Below are 26768 nucleotides of genomic sequence, written 5' to 3'. Positions count from 1 at the left end.
CTGCTTTTGCCCAGGTTCAGCAATTGCCGAAACTTTGCTACACTTAAGCAAAGTGATAAATAATTGCGCCACTATGCATTGTCCATTTTGTAACGCTGCCGATAGTAAAGTCATCGACTCCCGTCTGGCTGCTGAAGGCTGTCAGATTCGCCGTCGCCGTGAGTGTGTTGTTTGCGGTGAGCGTTTTACCACCTTTGAGAGTTATGAAGTGGTGATGCCGCGGGTCATTAAATCGGATGGAAAAAGTGAACCTTTTGATGAGGCAAAACTTCGCCGCTCATTGATGCATGCCCTGCAAAAGCGTCCTGTGACCCAAGAACAAATTGAAACGGTACTCAGTGATATTCAGTCGCAGATCCGTCGTCTGGGTGAGCGGGATGTGAAGTCGAGAACCATTGGTGAGATTGTCATGCAGGCATTGTTTGCGCTGGATCATGTCGCCTATGTCCGTTTTGCCTCTGTTTACCAAGATTTTCAGGATGTTGAGGCATTTCGCCGTCAGATTGAGCAAATGCAGCAACGTGAAAATGAAACCTGAGTTAGATAAATCATGTCGGAATTAAAGTCAGATCAATATTGGATGCAACGTGCCATTGAGTTGGCTCGGCTTGGACAATATTCAACTAAACCGAATCCGAATGTAGGCTGTGTCATTGTCAAGGATGGTCAACTGATTGGAGAGGGTTTCCATCCCAAAGCAGGGCAGCCGCATGCGGAAGTATTTGCATTGCGTCAGGCAGGTGGCAATGCCAAAGGTGCAACTGCTTATGTGACTTTGGAACCCTGTGCGCATTACGGCAGAACACCTCCATGTGCCGAAGCCTTGGTGAAAGCACAGGTCAGGAAAGTGGTGGTTGCCTGTTCAGACCCAAATCCACTGGTGGCAGGGAAAGGTGTGCAAATCCTGCGTGATGCGGGGATTGAGGTTGCAATAGGTGTTTGTGAGGCGCTTGCAAAAACACTCAATTTCGGTTTCTTAAAGGCCATGTCCACGGGCTTGCCTTATGTACGCTTGAAAATTGCATCCAGTCTGGATGGACGTACCGCGATGGCGTCGGGTGAATCAAAATGGATTACAGGTACGGCTGCCCGACAGGATGTACAGCATTGGCGAGCAGTTTCTGGTGCTGTGATTACGGGCATTCAAACGGTACTGGTGGATGACTGCGAACTCAATGTTCGTCATCTATATCACCCCTCTCTAAATCTCCCCCCTGCAAGGGTGGAGACTTCCACAAATATGAGTCGTGAAGTCCCTCCCCTTATTAAGAGGGTGAGGAGCGATGTAGCTCCGCAAGGAGGGGTTATTGACCTTGACAGCATTGTACAGCCAAAACGAATCATTTTAGACCGTCAGGGACAGTTGCCACTTTCTGCCAAGATATTACAAAATCCTGAAACAGTGATGGTGATGACCCCATTTCGTCAGGAACTTGCCGATTTAGGCGTGATACAATTGTCGCCGCAACCTTTAAACCAATTATTGCAGTCCTTAGCTCACCAATACCAAATTTATGATGTATTGATTGAGGCTGGCGCAACTTTATCCACCGCCTTTTTACAGCAGGGTTTGGTTGATGAAATGATCAGTTATGTTGCACCCACCTTACTTGGTCAATCTGCCCGCGCTATGTTCAATGCTGAATTTAGCCAGATGGCAGAGCAGCTGCGGTTTGAGTTGGTCGATGTAATCCAACTTGGGCAAGACATTCGCCTAAGATTGCTCCCTATCCAAGAGATGATATGAATCCAGAACCATCGGTTTATCACAAACGTCGGCACGCGGCACGCACCACTGACGAGTATCTTTTTCATCAGCTCGTTCCCTATCTCGGTAATAAGCGTCGTCTATTGCACCTTATTTTAGAGGCGCTTGAGATTACGGGAACACTGAATAGCAAGAAAAAGAATCCACCGATTTTTGCTGATTTCTTTGCGGGGAGTGGTGTGGTCTCTCGTTTGGCGCGCCAGAATGGCTATCGTGTGATAGCCAATGACTGGGAACCCTATAGCCATGCGCTTAATCATGCCATTTTGGCCTGTGTCGATGCGCCTGCCTTTAAGGAACTGGGTGGCTATCAAAAGGCCATTGATTATCTTAACCGTCTGCCTGAAGTTAAGGGCTGGGTTACGCACAACTTATGTCCGCGCAATGATGATGTGTATGATCCAGCACGTGACCGTTTGTTCTTTAAACGCCGTAATGGCATGCGGATTGATGCGATCCGTCAGCAAATCGCAACCTGGCAGGCACAGGGTGCAATCAATGATGTGGAAATGAGTGCCTTGTTGGCACCACTTTTGTATTCGGCCAGCTTTGTCAGCAATACCAGTGGCGTCTTTAAAAGTTTCCATCAGGGGTGGGGCGGTAAAACCCAAACTGCACTGGAACGGATTGAATCCTTACTGTGGCTGACTCCAAGCCGTTTCTGTGAGATTGGCGATACGAAGCGTCCTGCGGCTGAAATGTGGTGTGTGGATGCCCAACATCTGGCCAATCAAATGAGTGGCTTTGAAGTGGATGTGGCTTATCTCGACCCACCCTATAATCAGCATGCCTATAGCAGTAATTACCATGTGCTCAATGCGCTGACCTTATGGGACCAAGTCGATTTACCCTCCCCAGATACCAAGGGCTTTAAAAGCGGTATTGACCGTGCATGGCGTAAACAGCGCCCAAGTCCTTATAACTCATCCAAATATGCCAAAGAGGCGTATGAGAAGTTATTGGAAACCATTAATGCCCGCTATATTTTGACCAGTTATTCGACTGATGGAAATATTGAACCGAAAGACCTGCTGACCGCCAATTTAAAACGCGGTAAGGTCACATTGTTGACTCAGGATGTTCCTCGCTATCGGGTCAGTAAACAACGTCAGTCTGAACGGGCACGGGTACTGGAATTTATCGTGATTACCGATACCCATGCCAAGTCTGGTCCACCATTGCGACAGCTTTTAGGACAGTTGTATCACTTTGCTGAATTGGGTGGGGTGGATACCACAGGCAACAGTACTCAATTGGCTTTGTGGTAATACATTCCCCTCTTTGAAAAAGAGGAACAACGGGAGATTTTATGTTTACAGGCATTATTGAAAGTTTAGGTAAGGTTGAGAGCCTGCAAAGTGTAGGCGGTGATGTTCGTCTACGTATTCAAACTGATTTGGATATGTCTGATGTACATTTGGGAGACTCAATTGCCACCAATGGAATTTGCCTGACGGTCATTGAGTGGGGTGAAAACTGGTATGCGGCGGATGTTTCGCGTGAGAGTTTAAACCGTACCACACTAGGCCAATGGAAAGTTGGTCAGGCGGTGAATGTTGAAAAGGCGATGCTGCCAACCACACGTTTTGGTGGGCATATTGTCAGTGGGCATGTCGATGGTTTGGGTGAAATCACCCTGGTACGTCAGGATGCACGTTCTTTGTATTTTGAGGTCACCGCACCTGCTGAGTTGGCAAAATATCTGGCAGAAAAAGGTTCTGTGACGGTAGATGGCATTAGCCTGACCATTAACCATTTACGTGGCAATATCCTGAGCCTGAACCTGATTCCACATACTGCTGAGCGTACCAATATTGGGACATGGCAAGTTGGAACCAAAGTGAATCTGGAAGTAGATGTATTGGCTCGTTATATTGAGCGTTTATTGTTGGGTGATAAGGCCGCAGAGCAAAAAACTGAATCGAATATCAGTATGGCATTTTTAGCGGAAAATGGTTTTCTAAAATAGAATGGCAAGCATAAAAAAGCCCAGTTTGATGAACTGGGCTTTTTATTATTTCTCGTCTGAGAACTGACTGTTTTTCAATATGTAGTCAATTTCGTCCTGAGCCAGTGCATGCAACTTGGCACGGAATACGGTCACGGCCTGTTCAATCAAACTTTCCGCTTCCAGTTCCAGTCGAACACGGACACTTTCCAGTTCAGACAGAATTTGCTGATCTTCAATCACAACGCGCTGACCTTGGGCGTAATCAACACTTGGCTGTTCAGGATTGACCTGATAACGTTCAGTTTGTTGTGCAATTTCCTGATCGATATGGCGACGCAACACAATCAGGCTTTCAGTTTGCTGTTCAAACTGCTGTTCTTCATCTGCCTGTAGCTGTGCCGCATAAGCCGCCTCAGCCGCACGTTTTTCCGCCAATGCCTTTTCCAAAGCCTGCTGTTTGCGGATACGTGCCTGTTCAATCAATTCTGCCTTTAAGTCGGCATAGGCCTGATCGATGCGTTGTTGGGAACGCTGCTGTGCTTTCTCTTCGTGTTGCATCCATGTTTGAATCAGGGTTTGGGGCAATAGCAGATCGCAGATACGTGCCAAATCTTCCTGATAGGTCTGGCGGACTGTTTCAGGTGCATTTAACCAGCGTTTTTTAAAATCCTGACCTACATTTAATGCCACGCGACACTCCTCAAAATGATGCTCTTTGTTGCAGACTTATAATTTAAATGTTCGAGGTTCGATACCCAAACGACGATACATTTTAAACTTTTCCCGACCAGCCTGTTTCGCAGTTTCATTATTTTCAATAATTTCGATAATGTGGCGAAAATCCTGAGTTTGTTCAAGTGCATGATTGTTAAAATTAAACACGATCCAATCATTGGATGGTGGTAATTGTTCTGAAATGCAGACGGAACTATGCGGTTGATGAATACCATGCGGTATAAAACTCTGGGGATCAAAAGTCCAAAGCTGTTCATCCAGTTCGGTTTGTAATTCTGGATCAGCACAATACCACCAGATATGAGGATGCTGATTCAGGATTTTTCGACATAAACGGCAAGCACTTTCGACTTGCCGTTCGGTACTATTTTCAAACAGATAAAAACTGATTTGTGCCATGTGTTAGTTATTCGTTGCAACACGATTCGCTAAAAACTGCATCAGTAATGGTACTGGGCGACCTGTTGCACCTTTGGCGGCACCTGACAACCATGCTGTACCCGCCACATCCAGATGTGCCCAACGATAGTCACGGGTAAAACGTTCAAGGAAACATGCTGCCGTAATTGCACCGCCGTATGGGCCACCAATATTGGCGATATCAGCAAAAGGAGAATCCAGCAACTCCTGATATTCCTCCATCACTGGCATACGCCATACACGATCCAGTGACTGCTCGCCTGCCTGTTGTAAATCCTGAGCCAGTTCATCATCTGGTGTAAATAAGCCGCTGACCACTTTACCCAGTGCCACGACGCAGGCACCTGTCAGCGTCGCAATGTCAATCACAAGGGCAGGGTTGAAGCGTTTGATATAGGTCAGCGTGTCACACAGTACAAGGCGACCTTCAGCATCGGTATTCAGAATTTCAACGGTTTGACCGCTCATAGTGGTCACGATGTCACCTGGACGGGTGGCATGACCTGATGGCATGTTTTCAGCCGCAGCCACCGCACCGACCACATGAATTGGGAGTCGGGCTTCACACAAGGCACGGATGGTGCCAAGTACCGAGGCCGCACCACACATATCAAACTTCATTTCATCCATACCCAAGCCTGGTTTAAGTGAAATGCCGCCTGTATCAAAAGTCACGCCTTTACCGACCAGTACCACAGGTGCCTGATCTACCTGAGTATTGTATTCCAGTGTGATCACGCGCCCTGGACGTTCTGAGCCTTTGCTGACGGCGAGGAAAGCATACATGCCCAGGTCAGCCATTTGCTGTTCATCCAGTACCGTCACCTTGAGCAGGTCTGGATATTGTGCGGCAAGGGCAAGGGCCTGATCAGCAAGATATTCTGGGAAGCAAAGATTCGGTGGGCAGTTGCCCAGATCACGCGCATAGTTTTGACCTGACTGAACTGCATGAATCAGGTTGAGTTGGGCATCATTCAGTGGGCTTTCGCTTGCCACCAGATCAATGCTTTCCAACACAAATTCATTTTTCTTGGATTTAAATGCATCATAGCCATAGGCTGCCTGTGTCAGGTTCAAGGCAAACAATGCATGTAAATCAGTTGGTAACACCGAAATGTCTAGCGTGATGTGCTTAAATTTATTTTGTGATGATTTGATAATGGATTGTGCGAGTTTTGCTAACTTAATGGGTTTTAATTCTGCACTTTTCCCAAGACCCAGTAGCTGGGCGTTTGGCTGTACCGCAATACTGGCAATTAACGGCAGGCTTTCATTAAAACCCGCCTTAAATTGAGTGGCATTGAGAATGTCATCTAGATGGTTGATTTGATAAGCATTTAAATTCTGTTGTAATTGTTCTGAATCAACCAATATCCACAAAGATTCACTTGATGTTTGTGCTGGAAATGCGGTTTGCAGTGTAAATTTCATTGTCTGTTTCGAACCTAATGGACAAAAAAGAAAGATAAGTCCATTAAACACTTTCGGATATGAGGTTGCAATCGGCAACAAGCGATAGGTTTTATATTTTTAACATTCGGGTAAACTACAGTTTCCCCTCGACTGACTCTATCTGGAAGCATTACCTTGATTATTCGGCGTTACCTCGTCAAACAAGTGGTGTCCACCTCGCTGGTGGTGACTGCCTTGCTCACCTTAATCATTATGGGCGGTCAGTTGATCAAGATTTTTGGACGTGCTGCACAAGGTCGTCTGGACGGTGGTGTCCTGCTGAGCATCATTGCCTATCGCCTGCCTGAGTTTTTAACCCTGATTTTGCCATTGGGCTTTTTTATTGGCCTGATGCTGGTGTTTGGCCGTTTGTATGTCGATCACGAAATGGCGGTGCTGAATGGCAGTGGGGTGAGCCGCAACCAGTTGGCACGGCTGTTATTGCCAATGACGCTGGTGTTTTTGATTGTTCAGGCAATCTTGATGTTTTGGGGAGCATCTTCAGGAATACGCGCCTATGAAAGCCTGATGCAGACTCAGGCTGTGCGTGCGGGCTTTGATCTGGTTCGACCAAAGGAGTTTATCTCCTCGGGGCCGTATACCATTTATGCAGGTTCGCTTTCGGAAGACCGCAAGAATTTAAAGGATATTTTTTATTATCAAAAGGCGGATCGGGAAGATAAACCTGATGTGATGATTCTGGCGAAAGAGGCCACCCGTGTGGAAATGGCAAATGATACTGCCAATGTGGTTGATCTGGTTCAGGGCCGTCGCTACGAAATCTATCCAAACCAGCCTCGATATACCCAGGCCGAGTTTCAGTCCTATCGTTTACGTCTGGAAAATGATAAGGATGTCAAATTTGAAAGTGATGATGTGGAAGCCTTGCCGATGAGCAAGCTATGGCAAAAGCGCGATGATTCCGTGGTGCGGAGTGAGCTGGGCTGGCGAATTTTTGGTCCATTGGTTATGGTGATTGCCCTGATGCTGACAGTGGCCTTGTCTGAAGTCAGTCCACGCCAGGGACGTTACTACCGCCTGATTCCTGCCATTTTCATTTTTGCCAGCCTGATTGTGTTGATGATCGCGATTAAAACACGGATTAGTAAGGAACAGCTGGATATCTGGGCCTATCCAGTGGTGTTGCTGGTGTATGCAGGTGCTGCGGCAATCTTTGCCCGTAAACAGAAGCTGGCACCCAAAATCAAGAAAAGTATGCAGCGAGTGGGGTTGTGATGTTAGCACGTCGAATAGTCGCCAGACATGTCACCAAAACCACGGTTCTCGCCATGCTGGGAACCACGCTGGTGCTGTCTTTTCTACAGGTGTTGTTTACCTATCTGGGTGAGCTGGGTTCGCTTAAGCCCGATTATAACGCATGGCAGGCGTTCCTGTTTGTGATGTGGGGGGCGCCGCGTTATCTCTATGAAATCCTACCTGTTGCGGCATTGATTGGTTCGGTTTTAGGGCTGGGGGCATTGGCATCCAATAGTGAGCTGATTGTGATGCGTTCAGTGGGCATTAGCCTATGGCGCATTGTGGGTTGGGTGATGCGTTCAGCTTTATTGCTGATTATCCTGTCATTCGCCTTGAGTGAATGGGTGATCCCATATACCAATGAAAAGGCGCAGAGCATTAAAAAACAGCGCAGTGTCGCATCCTTGGGTGAGGTAAAGGGCTATTGGTCACGTGAGGGGCAGCGCTTTATCTATATTGACTATGCCAATGCCCAGGGGCAACTTCGTAATATTAATGTCATTGATTTCGATCAAAACTATCGTTTGCAGTCTTTTGTCAGCGCCGAGCAAGGGCAGTTTGTCAAAGATGGGCAGTGGACTTTAAAAGAGTCGCATCAGGTCGATTTACTGGCTCAGGGTAATGCGATCAAGACTGATCATGAGCAACAGCCATTGGGTTTGGCATTACAGCCTAAATATGTACATATGGTTACGCTGGACCCAGAGGATTTGTCGCCAAGTCAACTGATCAGTTTTATGCGCTACCTGAAAGAATATAGTCAGGTGCCAAAAACCTATGAATTGGCATTCTGGCAAAAAGTTGCTTCACCCTTTGCCCTGATTACGCTGGTATTGATCGCCTGTTCCTTTATTTTTGGTCCATTGCGTCAGCAGTCGATGGGTTTCCGTCTGGTGATTGCGCTGTTCACAGGACTGGGCTTTTTCTATTTACAGGACTTTTTGGGCTATGCGAGTCTGGTCTATGCACCATCGCCTGCGTGGTTTGTGTTGCTGCCAATCCTGTTGATGTTTGCGGCAGGAAGTTATTTGCTCTATCGCGCACGCTAGAGGTCTGAATAGTTTGAATTGATAATCATTATTGATTAAAGCGTCTGCAAGATCATGGAGAAATTTATCAAATTTCGGTAAACTATGCCGATCAAATGATAGACAAACAGAGAGTCCATTATGACGGATGCAAATGCTGGCAAAATTCCTCACGTTCTGGTCATTATGGATGGCGTGGGACATCGTGAAGCGGTTGAGGACAACGCTTATCTGGCGGCAAAAACGCCAAACCTCAGCGCCATGAAAGCCAGGCATCCAAATAGTTTAATTTCTGGCTCAGGTGAGGATGTGGGCTTGCCTGATGGACAGATGGGCAACTCAGAAGTTGGGCATATGAATCTGGGTGCAGGTCGTGTGCTGTATCAGGATTTTACCCGTATTACCAAAGACATTCGTACAGGTGATTTCTTTGAGCATGAAGTGCTGGTGGATGCAGTGGAAAAAGCCAAGGCAGCCCATGGTGCGGTGCATGTGATGGGGTTGCTGTCAGAGGGTGGTGTACACTCGCATGAAGACCATATCGTTGCCATGTGTGAGCTTGCGCTAAAACGTGGCGCAACAGTGTACCTGCATGCATTCCTTGATGGTCGTGATACACCACCACGCAGTGCCAAGCCATCACTGGAAAAACTGGATGCCATGTTTGCCCAATACCCAAATCAGGGGCGTATTGTCTCAATGATTGGCCGCTATTTTGCAATGGATCGTGACAATCGCTGGAACCGTGTTGAGGAAGCCTACCGCCTGATGACAGAGGGTGAGGCAATCCGTGTTGCCAATTCTGCGGTTGAGGGATTGGAACAGGCCTATGCGGCTGATGAGAACGATGAATTTGTTCGGGCAACCCGTATTGGTGAAACCGTCAAGGTAGAGGATGGTGACAGCATTGTATTTATGAATTTCCGTGCTGACCGTGCCCGTGAAATCACACGTGCCTTTGTTGAAAAGGATTTTGCAGGCTTTGAACGTAAAGTTGTTCCGCATTTGTCAAAGTTTGTGATGCTGACCCGTTATCAGGCCAGCATTGATGCACCTGTTGCCTATATGCCTGAAGAACTTAAAAATTCCATTGGTGAATACCTGTCTGGTTTGGGCAAAACCCAGTTGCGTATTGCTGAAACTGAAAAATATGCACACGTCACTTTCTTCTTTAGTGGTGGCCGTGAAGATGAATATGCAGGTGAGAAGCGTATCCTGATTCCATCACCAAACGTGGCAACCTATGACCTGAAACCTGAAATGAGTGCCATAGAAGTCACGGATGAACTGGTGAATGCCATCAATTCAGGTGAGTTTGACCTGTTGGTGGTGAACTATGCCAACGGTGACATGGTCGGGCATACAGGCGTGTTTGAAGCTGCGGTAAAAGCGGTTGAGACGGTGGACACCTGTTTGGGACGTGTCTATGAGGCTGTCATGGCAAACAAAGGGCATATGTTAATTACCGCCGATCATGGTAATGTAGAGCAAATGCAGGACTACGACAGTGGACAGGTTCATACCCAGCACACCACTGAACTGGTTCCATTTATCTATGTTGGACCAACGCAGGCAACCATTGCCGAGGGTGGGGTTTTGGCAGATGTCGCGCCAACATTGCTTCATTTGATGCAGATTCCTGTACCGCCAGAAATGCAGGGTAAAAATTTAATTACTCTAAAATAAATCTCCCCTAATCCTGAGAAGCATTTAAAGCTTTGCAAGGTGAAAGAGAGTTCTTCATAAGGTGAACGAATGAACCAGCACAACAACATTTACAGGGCTTTATATGTAGGTTTGTTGATGTGCTGGGGGCATATCCTATATGCAGCACCCAGCCCACATTCATCGGGCTGGGTGGATGAGACTGCACCGCATAGCACCGCCGAAGTGCCAATTGAGTCAATTCAACAGTTTGTACAAATCTATGGCATTGTACGGGGCAACTATGTTGACAAGAAATCTGATGATGTCCTGTTCCAGCAGGCGATCAAGGGATTGGTCAGTGGTCTGGATCGCTATTCCCGTTATCTGTCTGCTGAGGAATATCGCCAGCTGATTCAATATACCGAGGGTGATTTAGCTTCTGTTGATTTTAATTTAAATTACGACAGCTTTGCCCGCTTATGGCAGATTCATGACCTAAAAACAGGGTCGGATTCCAATAAGTTGGGATTACGCAATGGGCAAACCATCCTGAAAATTGACAATCAGGAATTAAAGAGCCTGAATCAGGATCAGGTGCAGGGTCTACTTTACGGATCGATTGGCAGCACCCTGCAAATACAACCTGAAAACAGCAATAGCACCGTAATTCTGGTTCGGAATAAAAAAGTTGAAACCGATATTGAGCCTGTTTTATTGCATAATCAGGTACTGGTACTCAAAATTCGGGTATTCCAGCAAGATACAGCCAATGAAATCAAACGCCTGATTGAAGAATACAGTTCAACCAAGTTAAAGGCAGTCTTGCTGGATTTACGCAATAATCCAGGTGGGCTGCTTTCCGCAGCAGTTGAATCCGCAGACTTATTTTTGAATCAGGGACTCATTGTCACCACAAAAAGCCGTTCTGAGGGCGATCAGCAGTTTCAGGCATTGCCCTCCAATGATTTTCAAAATATTAAACTGGGGATTCTGATCAACCGTCGTTCCGCATCAGCGGCTGAAGTGTTTACCGCAGCCTTGAAAGAACATAAACGGGCATGGGTGATTGGGGAGAACAGTTATGGTAAAGGCGTGGTACAAAAGCTTTTTCCTCTTCCAAGTGGTGCAGCTTTACAAATGACGGTATCGCATTATTACACTCCAAATGGCAACATGATTGAGGGACAGGGAATTCAGCCAAACCAGACCTATCCCTTGCCGCCAGAAATGAAAGAGGACAGTTATTTAGAACATGTCACTGAACTGGTGCTGAAAAGTAAGCTTTAACATAATAACGCCCCTTTCAAAGGGGCTTTATTTTTAGATCAGCGTATTACTCATCATCTTCAGTATCGAGTCCAAATTTTTTCAAACGATAGCGTAAAGAGCGGAACGTCATGCCCAGTTTCTTGGCGGCCAAGGTACGGTTCCAGTGGGTGAGATTGAGTGCATTGAGCAGGATTTCTTTCTCAATATTCTCTAGATAACGTTCCAGCCCCTCAGGCGGAAGTTTTTTAGAACTCATTGCAGGGCTAGAGCTTTGATGAGTCTGTTCATGCTCTTCCTGTGTTGCAAATGGCATGGTGACAGGAGTTGCAATTGAGCCGCGTAGCGGGGCTGTTTGCAAGTGTGCAAGATCGATGTTTTCATCATCACTGAGGGTGATGGCGCGTTCAATGATGTTGCGTAACTCACGCACATTGCCTGGGAAATATTGCTGTAACAGGAATTGTTCTGCACGAGACGACAGGGTTTTTGCAGGAAGTTCCCATTCCTGGCTAATTTTCTGGACAAAGTGATTGGCCAGCAGGAGAATGTCTTGGCCACGCTCACGCAAAGGTGGCAGCACGATATCCATGACGTGAATACGGAAAAATAAGTCCTGACGGAAACGGCCCTGCTGAACCAGTAGTTCAAGGTCCTGATGGCTGGCACTAATCACACGGAAATCCACATCAATTTCCTGGTCTGAACCGACAGGGCGGATTTTCTTCTCCTGTACGGCACGCAATAATTTGACCTGCATATTGAGTGGTAGTTCTGCAATCTCGTCCAGAAACAGGCTGCCACCGTGTGCTGACAGAATTAAGCCCTGTTTGTCCTGTGCTGCACCTGTAAAACTGCCTTTCTTATGTCCGAACAGTTCACTTTCCATCAATTCAGTTGGAATGGCACCGCAGTTAATCGCAATAAAAGGCCCTTCACTACGGTTACTTAGACGATGAACCAGATTGGCAACGACTTCCTTACCTGTTCCAGACTCACCCGTGATAAATACAGGTGCCTGAGAACGGGCAATTTTCTTGAGCGCGATACGTAATTGTTGAATCGGTGCCGAACGGCCGATCAACAGTTTGTTTTCTAGTGCTGTTTCAGCCGCTTCCTGTTCAGGTTGCGGGCGATTTAACGCCTTTTGAATCAACTGGTCTAAATGTGTTTGATTGACAGGCTTACTGACAAAATCAAATGCACCCGCTTTTAATGCCGCAATGGCAATATCCATATTGCCATAGGCGGTTAGTACCGCAATCGGTGTGTTGGGATAGTTCTGTGTTACGTGTTTGACTAAATCGAGACCGTTGCCATCTGGAAGGTTTAGGTCTGTTAAACAGGCATCATACTGAAATTCAGTAAAGAACTTTTTTGCTTGCTCTATACGATAGGCAAGATGAGTTTTAATCCCCATTCGTGCAAGCGTCATTTGCATGAGGAGACATAAGTCTTCTTCATCGTCTACCAGCAAGACGAGTGGTTGTTTAGTTGCCATTTCCCCGAAAACCTAATCTAAATCAATGAATTTTTGAGCATTCAATCCTGAAACATGCTCCTTGTTGTCGCTCTACATAGGTGAGCTTTGCATGATTTGCCTCACAAAAGCTATGAGACAGGTACAATCCTAAACCAGTTCCTTTAATTTCGGTACTAAAAAATGGCTTGAATAGCTGAGAAATATCACGTTTTGCCACGCCTGTACCAAAATCAATGACATCAATACAGGTTCGTCCCTCTTTTAAATGCACTTGCACCTCAATATATTCGGCATCTGCGGCATTATGTCTCAATGCATTGCGAATCAGGTTGATCATGACCTGCCTTAACTGTTTTTCATCAAACAGGATACTGGCTCGTTCAGGCAGATTGAGCTGAATCTGTTGTTTTGCATCAGCCAAATCTTCATTGAGCAGGCTACCAAAAAAATCAGTCAGGTGAATGACCTGCGCCTCTGTCGGCTTATTCCGTGCCATTTCCAGCGTATCCTGAATGATGCTGTCAATCCGCTTGGCCTGTTTGCCAATCATGCGTGAAAGCATGTCCTGTTGATGGGCATCACTTTCCTTGAGCAGTTCATTGGCCTGTACAATTGCAGCCAGAGGGTTGCGAATTTCGTGAGCGATACTGGCTGAGAGCTGTCCTAAAGCCGCCAGTTTCAATTGCTGGACTTGCTGGTTAAGTTTCTGTGCATCTTTTAAAATCAATAAAATGAGAGACTGTTCAGGAACGATGAGGTGTTTAACCTTTACATTGACGGTATAAGGGCTTTGCTGCGATTCAAAACTAAATTCCTCACCATCTTTCAGGTCACTGAGCCTGATCAGTTCGAACAGGTCGGGCTGCCATTTGATTAACGGTGTTTTTTCCGCCGAAATGGGAAAATGAACACCCAGCAGGGTATTGGCGGCGGGATTGCTGAGTACAATATGGCTGCTTTCATCCAGCACCAGATAACCATCCTCGATCTGTTCGAGAATATAGCGGTTGATATTCTGGAGTTGATGGATCTCGATAGATTGGTGGAAAGTTAAGGTTTCCAGAATTTTAAAGCGTTGCACCGCAATACGGCCAATCGCATGCACCACAAAAAATAGAAAGGCAAGGAGAGCGCTATTGCCGAGATGATTTAAATTATTGTAGTCAAAAAAGTTGCCAAGAAAACGCTGGTAAACCACCATAATTACCGCGAACAGCGTCACGATTAAGGATAACTGGGCATTAAGCAGAATGGCGGATGAAAAAATAATAATAACGTAGAGCAGGCTAAGCTGGAGGTTTGGCCCGCCTGCTGAAAATGTAATTAGGCTCAGGCAAATCACGTCAACAATAAAGACAAAGATCAGTTGCTTGGTGATTTGCAGTGGAAGCAGTTTCAGTAAAAAGAGCTGGAAAATATTGACGCAGGTATAACACAGCAGTGTATAAAAATATAGAAAAGGATATTGATAGTTGTTGCCCAGTTGTTCTGCGGTAAGCACATAAATCAGGATCAGGCTGACTGAAATAATCAGGCGATAACCACTATACCAAATCCCTAGTCGATAGATGGTCTGTGATACAGAGGAAGCAATTTGTCCCAACATAGGCGATGACTAATGATTAAGGTTTAATGAGTCCATATCGAATCGCAAGATGGGTGAGTTTGACATCGCTATCAATTCCCAGTTTCTCAAAAATACGATAACGATAGGTGTTTACGGTTTTTACGCTGACGAACAGTTTATCTGCAATTTCCTGGGCACTGATACAATTGACCACCATCATGGCCACCTGCATTTCACGTTCAGAAAGAGCATCAAACGGAGATTGCTGGGTGTCGGAAAGATAGGAACTGGCGAGTTGTTCGGCTATGTCGGCACTGAAATATTTACCGCCCTGCATCACCTTGTTAATGGCACGCACCATTTCTGCAATCGGCGCACCTTTGGTGATATAACCCTTTGCCCCAGCCTTAAGTAACAGGGATGGATAAGGCTCTTCTGCAAGGCCACTCACCGCGATCACCTTGGTGTCAGGTGCTGTCTGCAATAGCCGACGCGTGGTTTCAACCCCACCAATACCAGGCATGTTTACATCCAGCAGCACCACCTGTGGATGTTTTTGCCGAACCAGCGCAATCGCTTCCTCTCCAGACTCAGCCTGCCCAACAACATCAACATCTGGATGGTCTTCCAGCATACGGCAAATGCCTGTGCGTACGAGCTCATGATCATCAACAACAAGAACAGTGATCAAGAAGACCTCCTTTTTTTCAGAAAAACTGGTTTTTTGTTACATAAAGCAAAATTAGCTTGCATTGAAACGACAAAATTAGCAATCCTATTCTCCGTTTCTAGCGAATAGTTGTACACAATTGTGTCTATAAAAGCTTTACCCGATTTGTTCAAATGTAAGGCATAATGATAGTAAGCGCAAATGTGCAGCGTCCTGAGTTGAGTATTGTGTCGTGAAAAATTCTAAAAAATCTGTCATGCATGTGTTGGGCATGTCCATCTTGTTGGCGTGGAGTTCAACAAGCTTTGCCGAGCTGGTGGTCAATAACAGTCCAGTTGCTTCGGGTACAAATGGTTCTGCGTCATTAAACTGGTCTGCGAATGATGCCAGCCAGTTAATGGAGGAAGATGAACCTTTAGAGATTAGTCCGCAAGGCTCGACCTCTGTGACGACAACTTTACGCAGTGGTGGTTCTGCAACCATTACATCGTCGAGTAGCCCTAAAAATACTGCACAAATTCGCGACACTTTTAGCAACAGCAGCAATTATAGTAGCCAGCCTTCAGTCAATGCCCGCGCTGCGCTGGTGATGGATGCGCAAACGGGTGAAGTGCTGTACAGCAAAAACAGCAATATGTCTGTGCCAATCGCTTCAATCACCAAACTGATGACAGCGGTGGTGACTGCTGACGCACGTTTAAATATGTCTGAAGAAATTACACTGGAATCCATTGATTTTGCAGGTGCGGGTGGCAAGAACTCTAGTTCAACCCTACGTGTTGGCGACACAATGAACCGTGCAGAAGCATTGTTGTTTGCCTTGATGAAGTCTGAAAATCCTGCGGCAGCCGCTTTGGCTCGTACCTATCCAGGTGGCCGTCCTGCCTTTATTGCAGCCATGAATGCCAAGGCAAAGCAATTAGGTATGAGCTCTACCCGTTATGCTGAATCAACAGGCTTGGACCCTCATAATGTTTCCTCAGCACGTGATTTAGGCATTCTAGTCAGTGCAGCTTCACAATATGGCTTGATTCGACAGTTCTCAACCACACCAACCTATGACTTCAATCTAGGCTATCGTGTGTTGAAGTCAAACAATACCAATGCCTTGGTGCGTAATGGTGGCTGGAACATTAACCTGTCAAAAACAGGTTATATCAATGAGGCGGGACGTTGTGTGGTGATGCACACCACAGTAAATTCCCGTCCAGCGGTTGTTGTATTACTTGGTGCATCCAGTTCACAGGCTCGTACCAATGATGCAACCAATCTATTGAATTGGGTTGCAACACTGCCAAAACGTATTTAATACTGCATAGATCAATTTTTAAAATAAAAACTCTTCATCAAGAAGAGTTTTTTTATGCCAAAATGAAGCGACATAATTTGTCTTGTATCAACCTATGATATTCGTTTTTAAAATAAAAATCGGTTAATGTTGAATCAAAATTAGAAGTGATGGCTTCTTATATGATTGTGAATCAACAACACTGGCTTTACAGTGCTTAAGTTTTACATCAGAAAAACAAACAATTGAGTGATAAATAAATTAGGGGAACAACATGAGCACCTATGTGATTCGTGAAAAATACTTTGGTTATAATGATGAGGTTTTTTATGCATCAGGTAACCGTATTCATAATGTTTTTGAGGATAAGGAGCAAGCTGAGGCGGCCTATAAGCAACTGGAAATCAATGGGGCACGTAATTTTGCGCTTTATGAGGTTGAATCATTGTTTGATGCAGATGAGACATTATTAAAAAAACTGGATGATTTCGTTTTTGCGCGTTGTGGCGAACATATTTATCAGGAGGGTGAAGTCTCTCGTGATACGCTGCCTGAAAGCTTAAGTGATGAGGATACTTTTGAATTTATTCAACTTGCAGATATGCAGAAATTTCAACTGGTTCAGTTTGAACAGGAAGCTCGATTTTATGCGCTTTGGTCAGTCAAAAAACAGCAATGGCTGGAAGAGCATGATGAGTTTTTTGCAAGTTTAGCTTATGCAGATCAACCTGAACAATTAAAGAGTCATGTTAGAACCATTTTTGCAGATTATGATTATGGTGATATTGAGCTGAAAGGTTCATTTGAAGATTTATCGGAACAACCTGTATTATTACAAGCCTTAATAAAAAATAATAAAGCGTTAAAATATAATGATAAAAGTCAAACGTTAATCATTCTGCAAGGTTGGGAGGAAGAGGGTTTATATGCTATTAATCCTTTGCTCAAACAGCCTTTATTTGAAATAAAAGAAATTGGTTTAGAGGAAATTCAAACGATTGAAAAAGAATTGGCCAAGCAGTATAGCTATGATGAAGATGGCTGGGGAGAAGAAGAGGGTGAAGACTTTGATGCCGAAGCCATTGTTGAAGAACTAATTCAGGAATTGGCAGAAGAATTGGACTTAAGCGATGAACAGCGGGCTGAACTGTTTGAGGAAATGAGAAAAGAATCTTAACGCCTGAAGATCAAAAAAACCTGCCGTAGCAGGTTTTTTTTGATCTATCAATGATATAGCTTACATATTTGAAAGAATCGAATCTTTCACTTGATCCATGGTGGCATCGATTGACAACATCACCGCATCAGCACATTGCTTGATTGCAGTATCAGGATCTTTAAGACCATTACCTGTTACGGTACATACAATCACAGAACCCTCAGCAATTTTACCCGCCTTGATGTCACGGATTGCGCCACCGATAGAGGCAGCAGAAGCAGGTTCCACAAAAACACCTTCATACATTGAAAGTAGGCGTTGCGCTTCAAGAATTTCAGCATCCTGTAACTCATCAAACCAGCCTTTAGAATCACGTACCACCGCTTTGGCATGGTTCCAGCTTTGTGGATTACCAATACGAATCGCTGTTGCAACAGTTTCTGGATTCTCTACAGGCGCGCCACGTAAGAATGGCGCAGCACCAGCAGCTTGATAACCGACCATGGTTGGTAAACCTTCTGGTTTAGGTCCTGTGAATTGGTCTGTAGCCGCATCATAGATCACTTGTTCAAACTGGTCAGCAGGCTGGTTTGCAACTGCTTCTGTATAACCCATCCAGTGTGCCGTGATGTTTCCTGCATTACCAACTGGCAGGCAGTGATAGTCAGGTGCACGACCCAATGCTTCCACGATTTCATAGGCAATGGTTTTTTGACCTTGCAAACGGTACGGATTGATTGAGTTTACAATCGTTACAGGGGCTTGGTCAGCCACTTCTTTGACCAGACGCATACCGTCATCGAAGTTACCGCGAATTTGCATGGTGATCGCGCCGTACATCATCGCCTGTGCCATTTTACCCATGGCAATCTTGCCTTCTGGAATGAGGACAAATGCCTTGATGCCTGCACGGGCCGCATAAGCTGCCGCAGCAGCAGAGGTGTTGCCTGTAGATGCACAGATAATCGCTTTAGAGCCTTCCTCAACTGCCTTGGTCACCGCCATGGTCATACCGCGGTCTTTAAATGAACCTGTTGGGTTCAGACCTTCGTATTTGACATAGATTTCAACATTTTTGCCAATAATACGTGGAATGTTCTCTAGTTTGATCAGTGGAGTATTACCTTCACCCAAAGAGATTGCACGTGTAGTTGCAGACACAGGTAAACGGTCACGATAACGGTCTACAAGACCAGTATAACGATTGGCATTCGACATGATGGTGTTCCAATATGAGGTAGAGCGGGGAGAGGGAAGTCATTTTCCCTCAACCTGATTAACTATCGAGCGATTCTAAACGAATTCTGATGATTTCGCCATGAATTGTAGGTAATGCCTGAATTTGTGCAAGCGCTTCATCCATCTTGGACTCAAGCACTGGATCAGTCAAAATCACAATTGGAATCAAATCCTTTAAGCGTGATTGTTGCATGATGGCATCAATACTGATCCCTGCACGGCTGAGAATGGTGGTGACATCGGCCAATACGCCTGTCTGGTCTTCGGCATTTAGGCGGATGTAGTATCCAGTGGTCATTTCCTCACGGCTGAGGATTGGCACATTGGTGAGTGCTTCAAATGCCAATTGTGGAATGGTCCCAGCACCATCTTCGGTATAGGAAATATCACGTACGATATCAATCACGTCGGCGACCACAGCGGAAGCGGTTGGACCTGCACCTGCGCCAGCACCGTAATATAAGGTTGGGCCGACTGCATGAGCCTGCACAAGAACGGCATTCTTCACACCATTGACATTGGCAATCAGTTGTTCGGCTGGGATCAGTGTTGGATGGACGCGTAACTCAATTCCATTGGCTGCACGGCGAGCAATACCCAGATGCTTGATGCGGAAACCAAGATCTTCTGCATATTTCACATCTTGCGCGGTAATCTTGCTGATGCCTTCGGTGTAGACTTTGTCAAACTGTAGCGGAATACCAAAAGCACAAGAGGCTAAAATGGTGAGTTTATGGGCCGCATCAATGCCTTCAACATCAAAGGTTGGGTCAGCTTCGGCATAGCCCAGTTCCTGAGCTTCCTTTAACACATCTTCAAAGGCACGGCCTTTTTCACGCATTTCTGTCAGGATAAAGTTGCCTGTGCCATTGATGATGCCAGCCAGCCATTCAATATGGTTGGCTGCAAGACCTTCACGGATCACCTTGATAATTGGAATACCGCCAGCAACCGCCGCTTCATAGGCGATCTGTACGGCATTGTCTTCTGCCGCCTTAAACAGTTCATTGCCATGTTCAGCAAGCAAGGCCTTGTTTGCGGTAACAACCTGCTTGCCATGTTTAATGGCTTCCATGATAACTTCATAGGCAGGATGAATGCCCCCCATGACCTCAACCACAACATCCACATCAGGCTGACGTACGATGTGCATCAGGTCATCACTTTGTTGAATACCCTCAAGATTTAAGTCTGGACGTGGACGGCGTGTACCTACATGGGTAATTTGAATTTCTCGACCAGTACGGCGTTTAATTTCAGCAGCATTTTCTTGTAATAATTTAAGGGCTCCACCACCAACAGTACCAAGACCGAGTATCGCCAGACGAACTGGTTTCACGTCACACTCCATTTTATTCAATCGTTTTAATGAAGCTTGATCATAGCTAAAAAACTGCGTAGACACTAGGGCTTGTTGCCACTTTATAAATGAATTGCGTTGTAAGCTAAAAATTCATCAGACGAGGCATGAAACGCAGGGAATGGTATTCCCTTGCCAAGTTTCATAACAAAGTATGAGGGATTTTTAGCTACAACCCTTCGGGACAGGGACATTTTTTGCTGCTACTGCGTTATGTTCTACTCATTTAGAATGCTAAATTTCGCAAAACATGCCTTGTATCGTCTAAAAAATGTCCTCTGTCGCAATCATGGATAAAGTGGCAACAGGCCCTCATTATTAAACTTTCCTTAAGCAATTCATGTCAGTTATAGGAACGTACAGAATCACCACTGTAATTGTTAGAATAATACACATGCGATTTAACGCTGGTTTAAGGATTGACAGCCTATTATTCAAATTATCTTTGTAACTTTAAATAGCTGAAAAACATGCAAATAACAGCCATTGTCCGAGGAACAAACCAGCCAGAATTTTTAAAACAAGAAGTCCTTGCTGATATTTTTACTGAAACTGCCCACCGTATTCCAGATAAGGTCGCCCTGATTGAGGCAACGCAACAGATCAGTTATGCCGAGCTATATCGCCAAGCATCCAATATGGCGCAACATTTAATCCTGGATGGGGTCAAGACAGGAGATATTGTTGGTTTATGGCTGCCAAGGGGAATCGAGCTTTTAACCTCACAATTGGCGATTTGCCTCAGCGGGGCGGCATGGTTGCCTTTCGATATGGACACACCCGCAGACCGTATGGCGGTTTGTCTGGAGGATGCCAATGCGGTTGGCATGATTACCAGCGATGAATGGTATGAACATCTTGAGGTGGTGCCACAGACCAAGTGGACAGCGACTGAGTTGCAGCGACCACAGCAACAGCAGGTGACTTTACCGAAAGCATCGCCAGATCAGCCTGCCTATATTATTTATACTTCGGGTTCTACAGGTAAACCGAAAGGCATTGTGATTACCCAGAAAAATATCTGCCATTTTCTGCGGAGTGAAAACAGCATCTTGGGGATTCAGCAACAGGATAAGGTTTATCAGGGTTTCTCTGTGGCCTTTGATATGTCCTTTGAGGAAATCTGGCTGTCCTATCTGGTGGGTGCGACTCTATGGATTGCGCCTAAATCCTTGGTCAGTGATCCAGAGCGTTTATGTAAAACCTTGCAGCAGGAAAATATTAGCGTTTTACATGCGGTACCAACCTTGTTGGCCTTGTTTCCAGAAGATGTGCCGAACCTACGGATTATTAATCTGGGTGGGGAGATGTGTCCTGATTCATTGGTGGATCGCTGGGCCTTGCCGCATCATCAAATGTTCAATACCTATGGTCCAACTGAAACCACTGTTTCGGCCAGTCTGGAACTGTTGCAAAGAGGCAAGCCTGTGACCATTGGCAAGCCATTACCAAACTATGGCATGCTGGTGATCAATGAAGAACGACAGTTATTACCACAGGGCGAAACAGGTGAGTTATGTATTTTTGGCCCCAGTGTGGCACAGGGTTATTTGGGGCGACCCGACCTGACTGCAGATAAATTTATTCAAAATCCGTGGGCGGAAAACCCTGATGAGGAAAGTTTGTACCGAACAGGTGATTTGGCTCGGATTGATGAGTTTGGGCAGGTGCATTGTCTGGGACGTGCCGATGACCAGGTCAAGATTCGGGGCTTCCGTGTGGAGCTGGGCGAAATTGAGGCTGCGCTGTGTGATCTGGATGGGATTGGCACGGCTGCGGTAATTTTACGTGCTGAAGATGGCATTGATCAGTTGATTGCCTTTATTGCAGCAGAAATTGACAATAAACAGCCAATTCAAATTAAACAGCTTCGTGCCGCACTAAGCCAGCGTTTACCACCGTATATGGTGCCGAATCGTTTTGAAATCATTGAGGATGTACCGCGCTTATTGTCTGGGAAAATTGACCGTAAAGCATTAAAAGCCCATCCACTGACCAGTGTGGTGGATCGTAGTGAATCTGATCTGCCGCAAAATGTAGCGGAAGAAGTGTTATTTGAAATTCTAAATCGCTTATTTCCCAATATGCCAATTAAGCTGGATGCCGATTTCTTTGATGATCTGGGTGGACATTCCTTATTGGCAGCCGTGTTGGTGTCTAATTTGCGTCAAGATGAAGATTATCGTCATCTGACCATACAAAACCTGTATCAAGCCCGAAAAGTCGGGGCGATTGCCAGCTTGATGCTGGATGTGCCGCAGCAAGCTCAAAATACTCAGCTTGGGCAGGATAATCCGCGTAACCAGACGTATAAGTGGCTGTGTGGTTTGGCTCAACTGATCACCATCCCAACCCTGATCTCGATCAATATCTTACAGTGGCTGGCACCGTTCTTTACCTATCATTATTTTACAGGCGGGGCGCGGGATAGCATTCCTTATGCCATTTTCCTGTCATTGCTGGTCTATGTCAGCGTGATCATTGCCAGTTTTGCCGTATCGATTGGGATAAAACGACTTTTGATGCTGGGCGTAAAAGCAGGGCGTTATCCACTTTGGGGCATGACCTATTTCCGTTGGTGGCTGGCAGATCGGATCGGCAGTATTTCACCTGTGTACCTGTTGTCAGGTTCAACTTTACTGAATCTATATTTGAAAGCTTTGGGCGCGAAGATTGGACATGATGTCAATATCAGCTCGGTGCATATTCGGATGCCGTCTTTATTGACGATTGAAGATGGGGTGAGCATCGGCTCAAACGTCAATCTGGAAAATGCCAAAGTGGAACATGGGCATCTGGTGTTGGGTTCGATTACGCTTAAACGAGACAGTTATATTGGTTCTTATGCAGTGCTGGAAGAAAATACGGTTCTGGAAGCCAAAGCCCATGTCAATGCCCTGACAGCCATTGAATACAATACCACTGTGCCTACAGGTGAAATCTGGGATGGTACGCCTGCCCGTAAAATTGGCCATGTCGATGAGCTGACAAAAATGCCAGCCCGTCCTGCGTTGTCATTTGTCCGTAAAATATTGGAATATGGCTATTATGCAGTAAGTGCGCTGATCATTGCCTGTATTTTCTTTATTCCCATCTTTCCAAGCTTTATTCTGGTGGATTGGTTGGATGTGAACGTGTTTAACCTTGATCCGAATAACCATTTACAAATCGCCCTGTATTACTTCCTGTTGGCGATTCCAGCCAGTGCCATGATGATGGTGATGACGGCGGTGATTTCATCCATTGTTCGTAAAGTTGCATTGCCTAACCTGAAAACAGGAACCTATCCTGTGCATGGTGGGGTGTATTATCGCAAATGGTTTGCCGCCCAGATTCTGGAAACCAGTTTGCAAACCCTGCATGGTTTGTTTGCCACCATTTATGCCCCGACATGGTTTCGGATGCTGGGTGCAAAAGTCGGTAAAAATACCGAAATCTCAACTGCAACAGGTGTGATTCCTGAAATGCTGAGTTTGGGTGATGAAAGCTTTATTGCCGATGCGGTGATGCTGGGCGATGAAGAAATCAAGGGCGGCTGGATGACCTTGAAATCGACCCAGATTGGTCATCGTAGCTTTGTCGGTAATAGTGCCTATATCGCAGATGGTACGGTATTGCCTGATAATGTGCTGATTGGGGTGCAATCCAAAACCCCTGACAATCTTGAAATGTATCCAGGGCAGACCTGGTTTGGTTCACCTCCCTTGTTATTGCCTGCACGGGAGTCAGCGCAACACTATCCAGATCATCTCACCTTTAAGCCAAGTATTGGACGTCGTTTGATGCGTGGTTTGATTGAGGGTTTGCGTATTGTATTGCCTGCTGCGTTGGCGATTGGGGTGGGCTATATGATCGTACTGGAAATTATTGATGTGATTAACATCTATAATGTGTCGATTGGCTTGTTGGCTCTGACCCTTGCTGGACTACTGTATGGTGTCGGTTGCTTTATCATTGTGGCTTTACTCAAATGGATGCTGATTGGACGTTATCAACCCAAGTCTGCGCCAATGTGGACTATGTTTGTCTGGCTTAGTGAGGGTATTACCAGTTTATATGAATCGGTTGCCCTTCCGAACCTCCTCAATTACTTGCGTGGCACACCGATGTTGCCTTTCTTCCTGCGTCTGTTGGGTGTGAAGATTGGTCGGGATGTGTATCTGGATACCGCAGATATTACCGAGTTCGATTGCGTCAAAATTGGTGATCGGGCTGAATTTAATAGTTTCTCTGGACCACAGACGCATTTATTTGAAGACCGTATCATGAAGATTGGTCAGGTGAATGTCGGAAATGATGTAGTGGTCAATGCGCGTGGCATTATTTTATACAATGCCAATGTGGATCATCATGCTGTGCTGGGGCCACTGACGCTGGTGATGAAAGGGGAGAATATTCCTGCAAAATCAGCATGGATTGGTTCGCCTGCCATGCCGTGGAATTATCACTAATAGGCTGGATGTAAAAACACCATTCATTTGAATGGTGTTTTTTATGGATTATTTGTCTAAACGTTTAATAATTTCCTCTGGGGTCATATAGCCACCCAGATATTCACCCTCAACATTGTAAATTGCTGGGGTGCCATTTACGCCCATGTTGAGGCCCAGTTGATATTGGTCACGTACAGGGTTTTTACATTCTCCAGCAAGGACAGGTAAACCCTGAACCGCCTGATCAAAGGCGGCCTTACGGTCTTCACTACACCAGATCGCGGTCATGGTTGGCATAAACTGCTCACCGCGAGGCCATGCGATGTAACGCACTTCAATACCTTTGGCCGTAATCTCTGCAAGATGTTCATGCAGTTTGTGGCAGTATGGGCAGCTTGAATCGGTAAACACATAAATCACATGCTTGGCTTTACCGCCCTGTGCTGGATAAACAATCAGGTCTTCTGTTTTTAGTGTAGCCAAATGTTTTTTATTCTCGGTCGCTTGAAATGCTTCACTGACATTGTGCAGTTGCTTCTCACCTAAGCGAATTACATCACCTTGAAAGATATATTTACCATCAACTGTGGCATAGACCGAACCCATACCTTCCAGACTCACCCAGTATAAGTTGGGCACTTCGGTTTTTTTCACCGCCAAAATTTTGGCATTGATATTGGCGGTTTTAAAATGCTTTTCCAGGGTTGAAACCAGACGTTGCTGGGCATTGCGTTCATTTAAGGTTGATGCTTCACCTGTTGCAGGTGCACTCGCTGTCAGGGCATCTTGTTTTTGTGTTGAGTTTTCTTTTGAGCAAGCACTTACCAATAATGTCGATGCTAATGTACATGCAAGTACAAGCTTGGAACGGGTAAACAACATAAAGAACCTTTTTTGTTCATATTCATATATTCAGGGGCTTAGCATAACAAAAAAATGCCATGACTTCGTTAAATCTTGCTGATGCATTGTGAACGAAATCAAATTTTATCCCAATCTTGGACAAGTGGTGGTTTTATCCCCGTGGATGGTATTTGCCATGCAGTTCCTGCATACGGTGTTGAGCAACGTGGGTATAAATCTGGGTGGTGGAGAGGTCACTATGCCCAAGCAGCATTTGCACCACACGTAAATCCGCGCCGTGATTAAGAAGATGAGTGGCAAAGGCATGGCGCAGGGTATGCGGTGATAACTCCGCCTGAATATTGGCCTGTAGCGCATAGCGTTTAATCGCGTACCAAAAGTTCTGGCGGCTCATAATGCCACCGTGTTGGGTGAGAAACAGATAATCGGTACTGCTCTTGTAGAGCTGCGGACGTGATTCAACCAGATATTTTTCAATCCAGTCACAGGCATATTGTCCGAGTGGAACAAGACGCTCTTTATTGCCCTTGCCTGTGATGCGTAAAAAGCCCTGCTTTAAATTGATCAGTTCCATGCGTAAATTGAGCAACTCAGAGACACGTAAGCCGCAGGCATACAGCACTTCCAGCATGGCACGGTCACGTAGGCCTAGGGCGGTGTCAGTGTCAGGCGCATTAATCAGCGATTCAACATCCTGTTCTGATAAATCCTTTGGCAATGCCCGACCAATTTTAGGGGATTGATGGGTGGCAACAGGGTTGTCATCCCTCAGCTTCTGTTCCCTTAAAAATTTATAGAACTGTCTCAGTGCCGATAGGCAACGCGCAATTGAACGGGGACTTTTACCTGCCTTGGTCAGCGCAATCAGCACATCGGCAATGTCATCACTTGACCATTGTGGTAATGAAACCGATGTGTGTAATTCGCTGCACTGAATCAGGTCAGAGAGATAGGCGTTACGGGTATGGGGGCTTACGGTTTGCGCCACCAGATAGTCACGAAAACCCTGTAAAAAACTCAGGTGTTCTGGAATGGTGACCGCAGCGGGAATACGAGGTTTTTTATTTAACATAACAGCCAGTGTCCTTGATTCATCTGCACTGTAAAAGAAAAATTTTGTGTTGTCGATCTGTGACAAAGCTAAACGCCATTGATATTGTTTTTGGTAATTATTCTCATTT

General features: G+C 45.6%; 21 protein-coding genes. 11 read left to right on the top strand and 10 right to left on the bottom strand.

Features of this window, described 5'->3' with window-relative positions; translation table 11 throughout:
• The first annotated feature begins 73 nt into the window (after positions 1-73).
• Genes nrdR through QTA56_RS13830 form a run of 4 tightly spaced genes read left to right on the top strand, consistent with a single transcriptional unit; the run spans position 74 to position 3737 of the window.
• Entirely contained in the window at positions 74-538 is a 465-nt protein-coding gene (nrdR, locus tag QTA56_RS13845) for a transcriptional regulator NrdR (protein ID WP_267981597.1), read from the top strand.
• A 12-nt stretch (positions 539-550) separates the two neighbouring features.
• On the top strand, positions 551-1747 hold the full coding sequence (gene ribD, locus QTA56_RS13840; RefSeq protein WP_267981596.1) for a bifunctional diaminohydroxyphosphoribosylaminopyrimidine deaminase/5-amino-6-(5-phosphoribosylamino)uracil reductase RibD: 1197 nt from the start codon (positions 551-553) through the stop codon (positions 1745-1747).
• Positions 1744-3036 carry a DNA adenine methylase gene (locus QTA56_RS13835; RefSeq protein WP_267981595.1) on the top strand — a complete coding sequence of 431 codons (1293 nt, stop codon included), beginning with the start codon at positions 1744-1746 and terminating at the stop codon, positions 3034-3036. Before ribD ends, QTA56_RS13835 begins: the two co-directional genes overlap by 4 nt.
• 41 nt (positions 3037-3077) lie before the next feature.
• The gene (locus QTA56_RS13830; RefSeq protein WP_267981594.1) at positions 3078-3737 is read left to right on the top strand and encodes a riboflavin synthase; all 660 of its coding nucleotides are present in this window, start codon (positions 3078-3080) and stop codon (positions 3735-3737) included.
• Positions 3738-3782: 45 nt separating this feature from the next.
• On the opposite strand, the gene blhA is transcribed toward QTA56_RS13830, so the two are convergent.
• The 3 genes from blhA to QTA56_RS13815 are packed head-to-tail and all read right to left on the bottom strand — an operon-like array spanning position 3783 to position 6305.
• Positions 3783-4409, bottom strand: a complete 627-nt coding sequence (gene blhA, locus QTA56_RS13825) for a cell division protein BlhA (RefSeq protein ID WP_267981593.1) — start codon at positions 4407-4409, stop codon at positions 3783-3785.
• A gap of 36 nt (positions 4410-4445) precedes the next feature.
• Complete coding sequence (locus QTA56_RS13820) at positions 4446-4853, bottom strand: DNA polymerase III subunit chi (RefSeq protein WP_004674261.1); 408 nt, start codon at positions 4851-4853, stop codon at positions 4446-4448.
• Positions 4854-4856: 3 nt separating this feature from the next.
• On the bottom strand, positions 4857-6305 hold the full coding sequence (locus QTA56_RS13815) for a leucyl aminopeptidase (RefSeq protein WP_267981592.1): 1449 nt from the start codon (positions 6303-6305) through the stop codon (positions 4857-4859).
• A gap of 156 nt (positions 6306-6461) precedes the next feature.
• Between QTA56_RS13815 and lptF the strand changes: the two genes are divergently transcribed.
• The 4 genes from lptF to QTA56_RS13795 all read left to right on the top strand — a co-directional run bounded on the left by lptF (position 6462) and on the right by QTA56_RS13795 (position 11545).
• Complete coding sequence (lptF, locus tag QTA56_RS13810; protein ID WP_267981591.1) at positions 6462-7562, top strand: LPS export ABC transporter permease LptF; 1101 nt, start codon at positions 6462-6464, stop codon at positions 7560-7562.
• On the top strand, positions 7562-8632 hold the full coding sequence (lptG, locus tag QTA56_RS13805; protein ID WP_267981590.1) for an LPS export ABC transporter permease LptG: 1071 nt from the start codon (positions 7562-7564) through the stop codon (positions 8630-8632). The genes lptF and lptG overlap by 1 nt, the downstream gene beginning before the upstream one ends.
• 120 nt (positions 8633-8752) lie before the next feature.
• Positions 8753-10297 (top strand): 2,3-bisphosphoglycerate-independent phosphoglycerate mutase, encoded by a 1545-nt coding sequence (gene gpmI, locus QTA56_RS13800; RefSeq protein WP_267981589.1) that lies wholly within the window; start codon positions 8753-8755, stop codon positions 10295-10297.
• A gap of 69 nt (positions 10298-10366) precedes the next feature.
• The gene (locus QTA56_RS13795; protein WP_267981588.1) at positions 10367-11545 is read left to right on the top strand and encodes a S41 family peptidase; all 1179 of its coding nucleotides are present in this window, start codon (positions 10367-10369) and stop codon (positions 11543-11545) included.
• A gap of 46 nt (positions 11546-11591) precedes the next feature.
• Here QTA56_RS13795 and QTA56_RS13790 read toward each other — a convergent pair whose 3' ends face one another.
• The 3 genes from QTA56_RS13790 to gacA are packed head-to-tail and all read right to left on the bottom strand — an operon-like array spanning position 11592 to position 15265.
• On the bottom strand, positions 11592-13025 hold the full coding sequence (locus QTA56_RS13790) for a sigma-54-dependent transcriptional regulator (RefSeq protein WP_267981586.1): 1434 nt from the start codon (positions 13023-13025) through the stop codon (positions 11592-11594).
• A 22-nt stretch (positions 13026-13047) separates the two neighbouring features.
• Entirely contained in the window at positions 13048-14613 is a 1566-nt protein-coding gene (locus QTA56_RS13785) for a sensor histidine kinase (protein WP_267981584.1), read from the bottom strand.
• 16 nt (positions 14614-14629) lie between these two features.
• Positions 14630-15265: a response regulator transcription factor GacA gene (gacA, locus tag QTA56_RS13780; RefSeq protein WP_267981582.1), complete on the bottom strand. Its 636-nt coding sequence runs from the start codon at positions 15263-15265 to the stop codon at positions 14630-14632.
• A 211-nt stretch (positions 15266-15476) separates the two neighbouring features.
• On the opposite strand from gacA, the gene pbpG reads away from it, so the two are divergent.
• Positions 15477-16553, top strand: coding sequence for a D-alanyl-D-alanine endopeptidase PBP7/8 (pbpG, locus tag QTA56_RS13775; RefSeq protein ID WP_267981580.1), 1077 nt, complete (start codon positions 15477-15479; stop codon positions 16551-16553).
• A 253-nt stretch (positions 16554-16806) separates the two neighbouring features.
• Entirely contained in the window at positions 16807-17709 is a 903-nt protein-coding gene (locus tag QTA56_RS13770; RefSeq protein WP_267981578.1) for a hypothetical protein, read from the top strand.
• Positions 17710-17769: 60 nt separating this feature from the next.
• Here the strand turns inward: QTA56_RS13770 and thrC are convergent, their stop codons facing one another.
• Positions 17770-18909 carry a threonine synthase gene (thrC, locus tag QTA56_RS13765; protein ID WP_267981576.1) on the bottom strand — a complete coding sequence of 380 codons (1140 nt, stop codon included), beginning with the start codon at positions 18907-18909 and terminating at the stop codon, positions 17770-17772.
• Between the two features lie 58 nt (positions 18910-18967).
• Positions 18968-20269, bottom strand: coding sequence for a homoserine dehydrogenase (locus tag QTA56_RS13760; protein ID WP_267981574.1), 1302 nt, complete (start codon positions 20267-20269; stop codon positions 18968-18970).
• A 491-nt stretch (positions 20270-20760) separates the two neighbouring features.
• Between QTA56_RS13760 and posA the strand changes: the two genes are divergently transcribed.
• Entirely contained in the window at positions 20761-24741 is a 3981-nt protein-coding gene (gene posA / locus QTA56_RS13755; RefSeq protein ID WP_267981573.1) for a delta-poly-L-ornithine synthetase PosA, read from the top strand.
• Positions 24742-24789: 48 nt separating this feature from the next.
• On the opposite strand, the gene QTA56_RS13750 is transcribed toward posA, so the two are convergent.
• Together QTA56_RS13750 and xerD are read right to left on the bottom strand one after the other, a co-directional pair.
• Positions 24790-25605 carry a DsbC family protein gene (locus QTA56_RS13750; protein WP_267981572.1) on the bottom strand — a complete coding sequence of 272 codons (816 nt, stop codon included), beginning with the start codon at positions 25603-25605 and terminating at the stop codon, positions 24790-24792.
• Positions 25606-25738: 133 nt separating this feature from the next.
• Complete coding sequence (gene xerD, locus QTA56_RS13745; RefSeq protein ID WP_267981571.1) at positions 25739-26659, bottom strand: site-specific tyrosine recombinase XerD; 921 nt, start codon at positions 26657-26659, stop codon at positions 25739-25741.
• Positions 26660-26768: the final 109 nt, after the last annotated feature.

Source organism: Acinetobacter thutiue (genome assembly GCF_030385805.1).
GTDB lineage: Bacteria > Pseudomonadota > Gammaproteobacteria > Pseudomonadales > Moraxellaceae > Acinetobacter > Acinetobacter corruptisaponis.
Note: the sequence above shows the minus strand (reverse complement) of the source record. Positions and strands in the feature narration are given on the sequence as shown.

What these genes read in the sequence shown, in the direction of transcription:
- gpmI (WP_267981589.1), top strand. Translation starts at nt 8,753, where the DNA reads ATGACGGATGCAAATGCTGGCAAAATTCCTCACGTTCTGGTCATTATG.
- QTA56_RS13770 (WP_267981578.1), top strand. Translation starts at nt 16,807, where the DNA reads ATGAGCACCTATGTGATTCGTGAAAAATACTTTGGTTATAATGATGAG.
- nrdR (WP_267981597.1), top strand. Translation starts at nt 74, where the DNA reads ATGCATTGTCCATTTTGTAACGCTGCCGATAGTAAAGTCATCGACTCC.
- QTA56_RS13785 (WP_267981584.1), bottom strand. Translation starts at nt 14,613, where the DNA reads ATGTTGGGACAAATTGCTTCCTCTGTATCACAGACCATCTATCGACTA.
- posA (WP_267981573.1), top strand. Translation starts at nt 20,761, where the DNA reads ATGCAAATAACAGCCATTGTCCGAGGAACAAACCAGCCAGAATTTTTA.
- QTA56_RS13835 (WP_267981595.1), top strand. Translation starts at nt 1,744, where the DNA reads ATGAATCCAGAACCATCGGTTTATCACAAACGTCGGCACGCGGCACGC.
- QTA56_RS13815 (WP_267981592.1), bottom strand. Translation starts at nt 6,305, where the DNA reads ATGAAATTTACACTGCAAACCGCATTTCCAGCACAAACATCAAGTGAA.
- lptG (WP_267981590.1), top strand. Translation starts at nt 7,562, where the DNA reads ATGTTAGCACGTCGAATAGTCGCCAGACATGTCACCAAAACCACGGTT.
- thrC (WP_267981576.1), bottom strand. Translation starts at nt 18,909, where the DNA reads ATGTCGAATGCCAATCGTTATACTGGTCTTGTAGACCGTTATCGTGAC.
- ribD (WP_267981596.1), top strand. Translation starts at nt 551, where the DNA reads ATGTCGGAATTAAAGTCAGATCAATATTGGATGCAACGTGCCATTGAG.
- QTA56_RS13750 (WP_267981572.1), bottom strand. Translation starts at nt 25,605, where the DNA reads ATGTTGTTTACCCGTTCCAAGCTTGTACTTGCATGTACATTAGCATCG.
- QTA56_RS13790 (WP_267981586.1), bottom strand. Translation starts at nt 13,025, where the DNA reads ATGGCAACTAAACAACCACTCGTCTTGCTGGTAGACGATGAAGAAGAC.
- QTA56_RS13830 (WP_267981594.1), top strand. Translation starts at nt 3,078, where the DNA reads ATGTTTACAGGCATTATTGAAAGTTTAGGTAAGGTTGAGAGCCTGCAA.
- xerD (WP_267981571.1), bottom strand. Translation starts at nt 26,659, where the DNA reads ATGTTAAATAAAAAACCTCGTATTCCCGCTGCGGTCACCATTCCAGAA.
- QTA56_RS13795 (WP_267981588.1), top strand. Translation starts at nt 10,367, where the DNA reads ATGAACCAGCACAACAACATTTACAGGGCTTTATATGTAGGTTTGTTG.
- QTA56_RS13820 (WP_004674261.1), bottom strand. Translation starts at nt 4,853, where the DNA reads ATGGCACAAATCAGTTTTTATCTGTTTGAAAATAGTACCGAACGGCAA.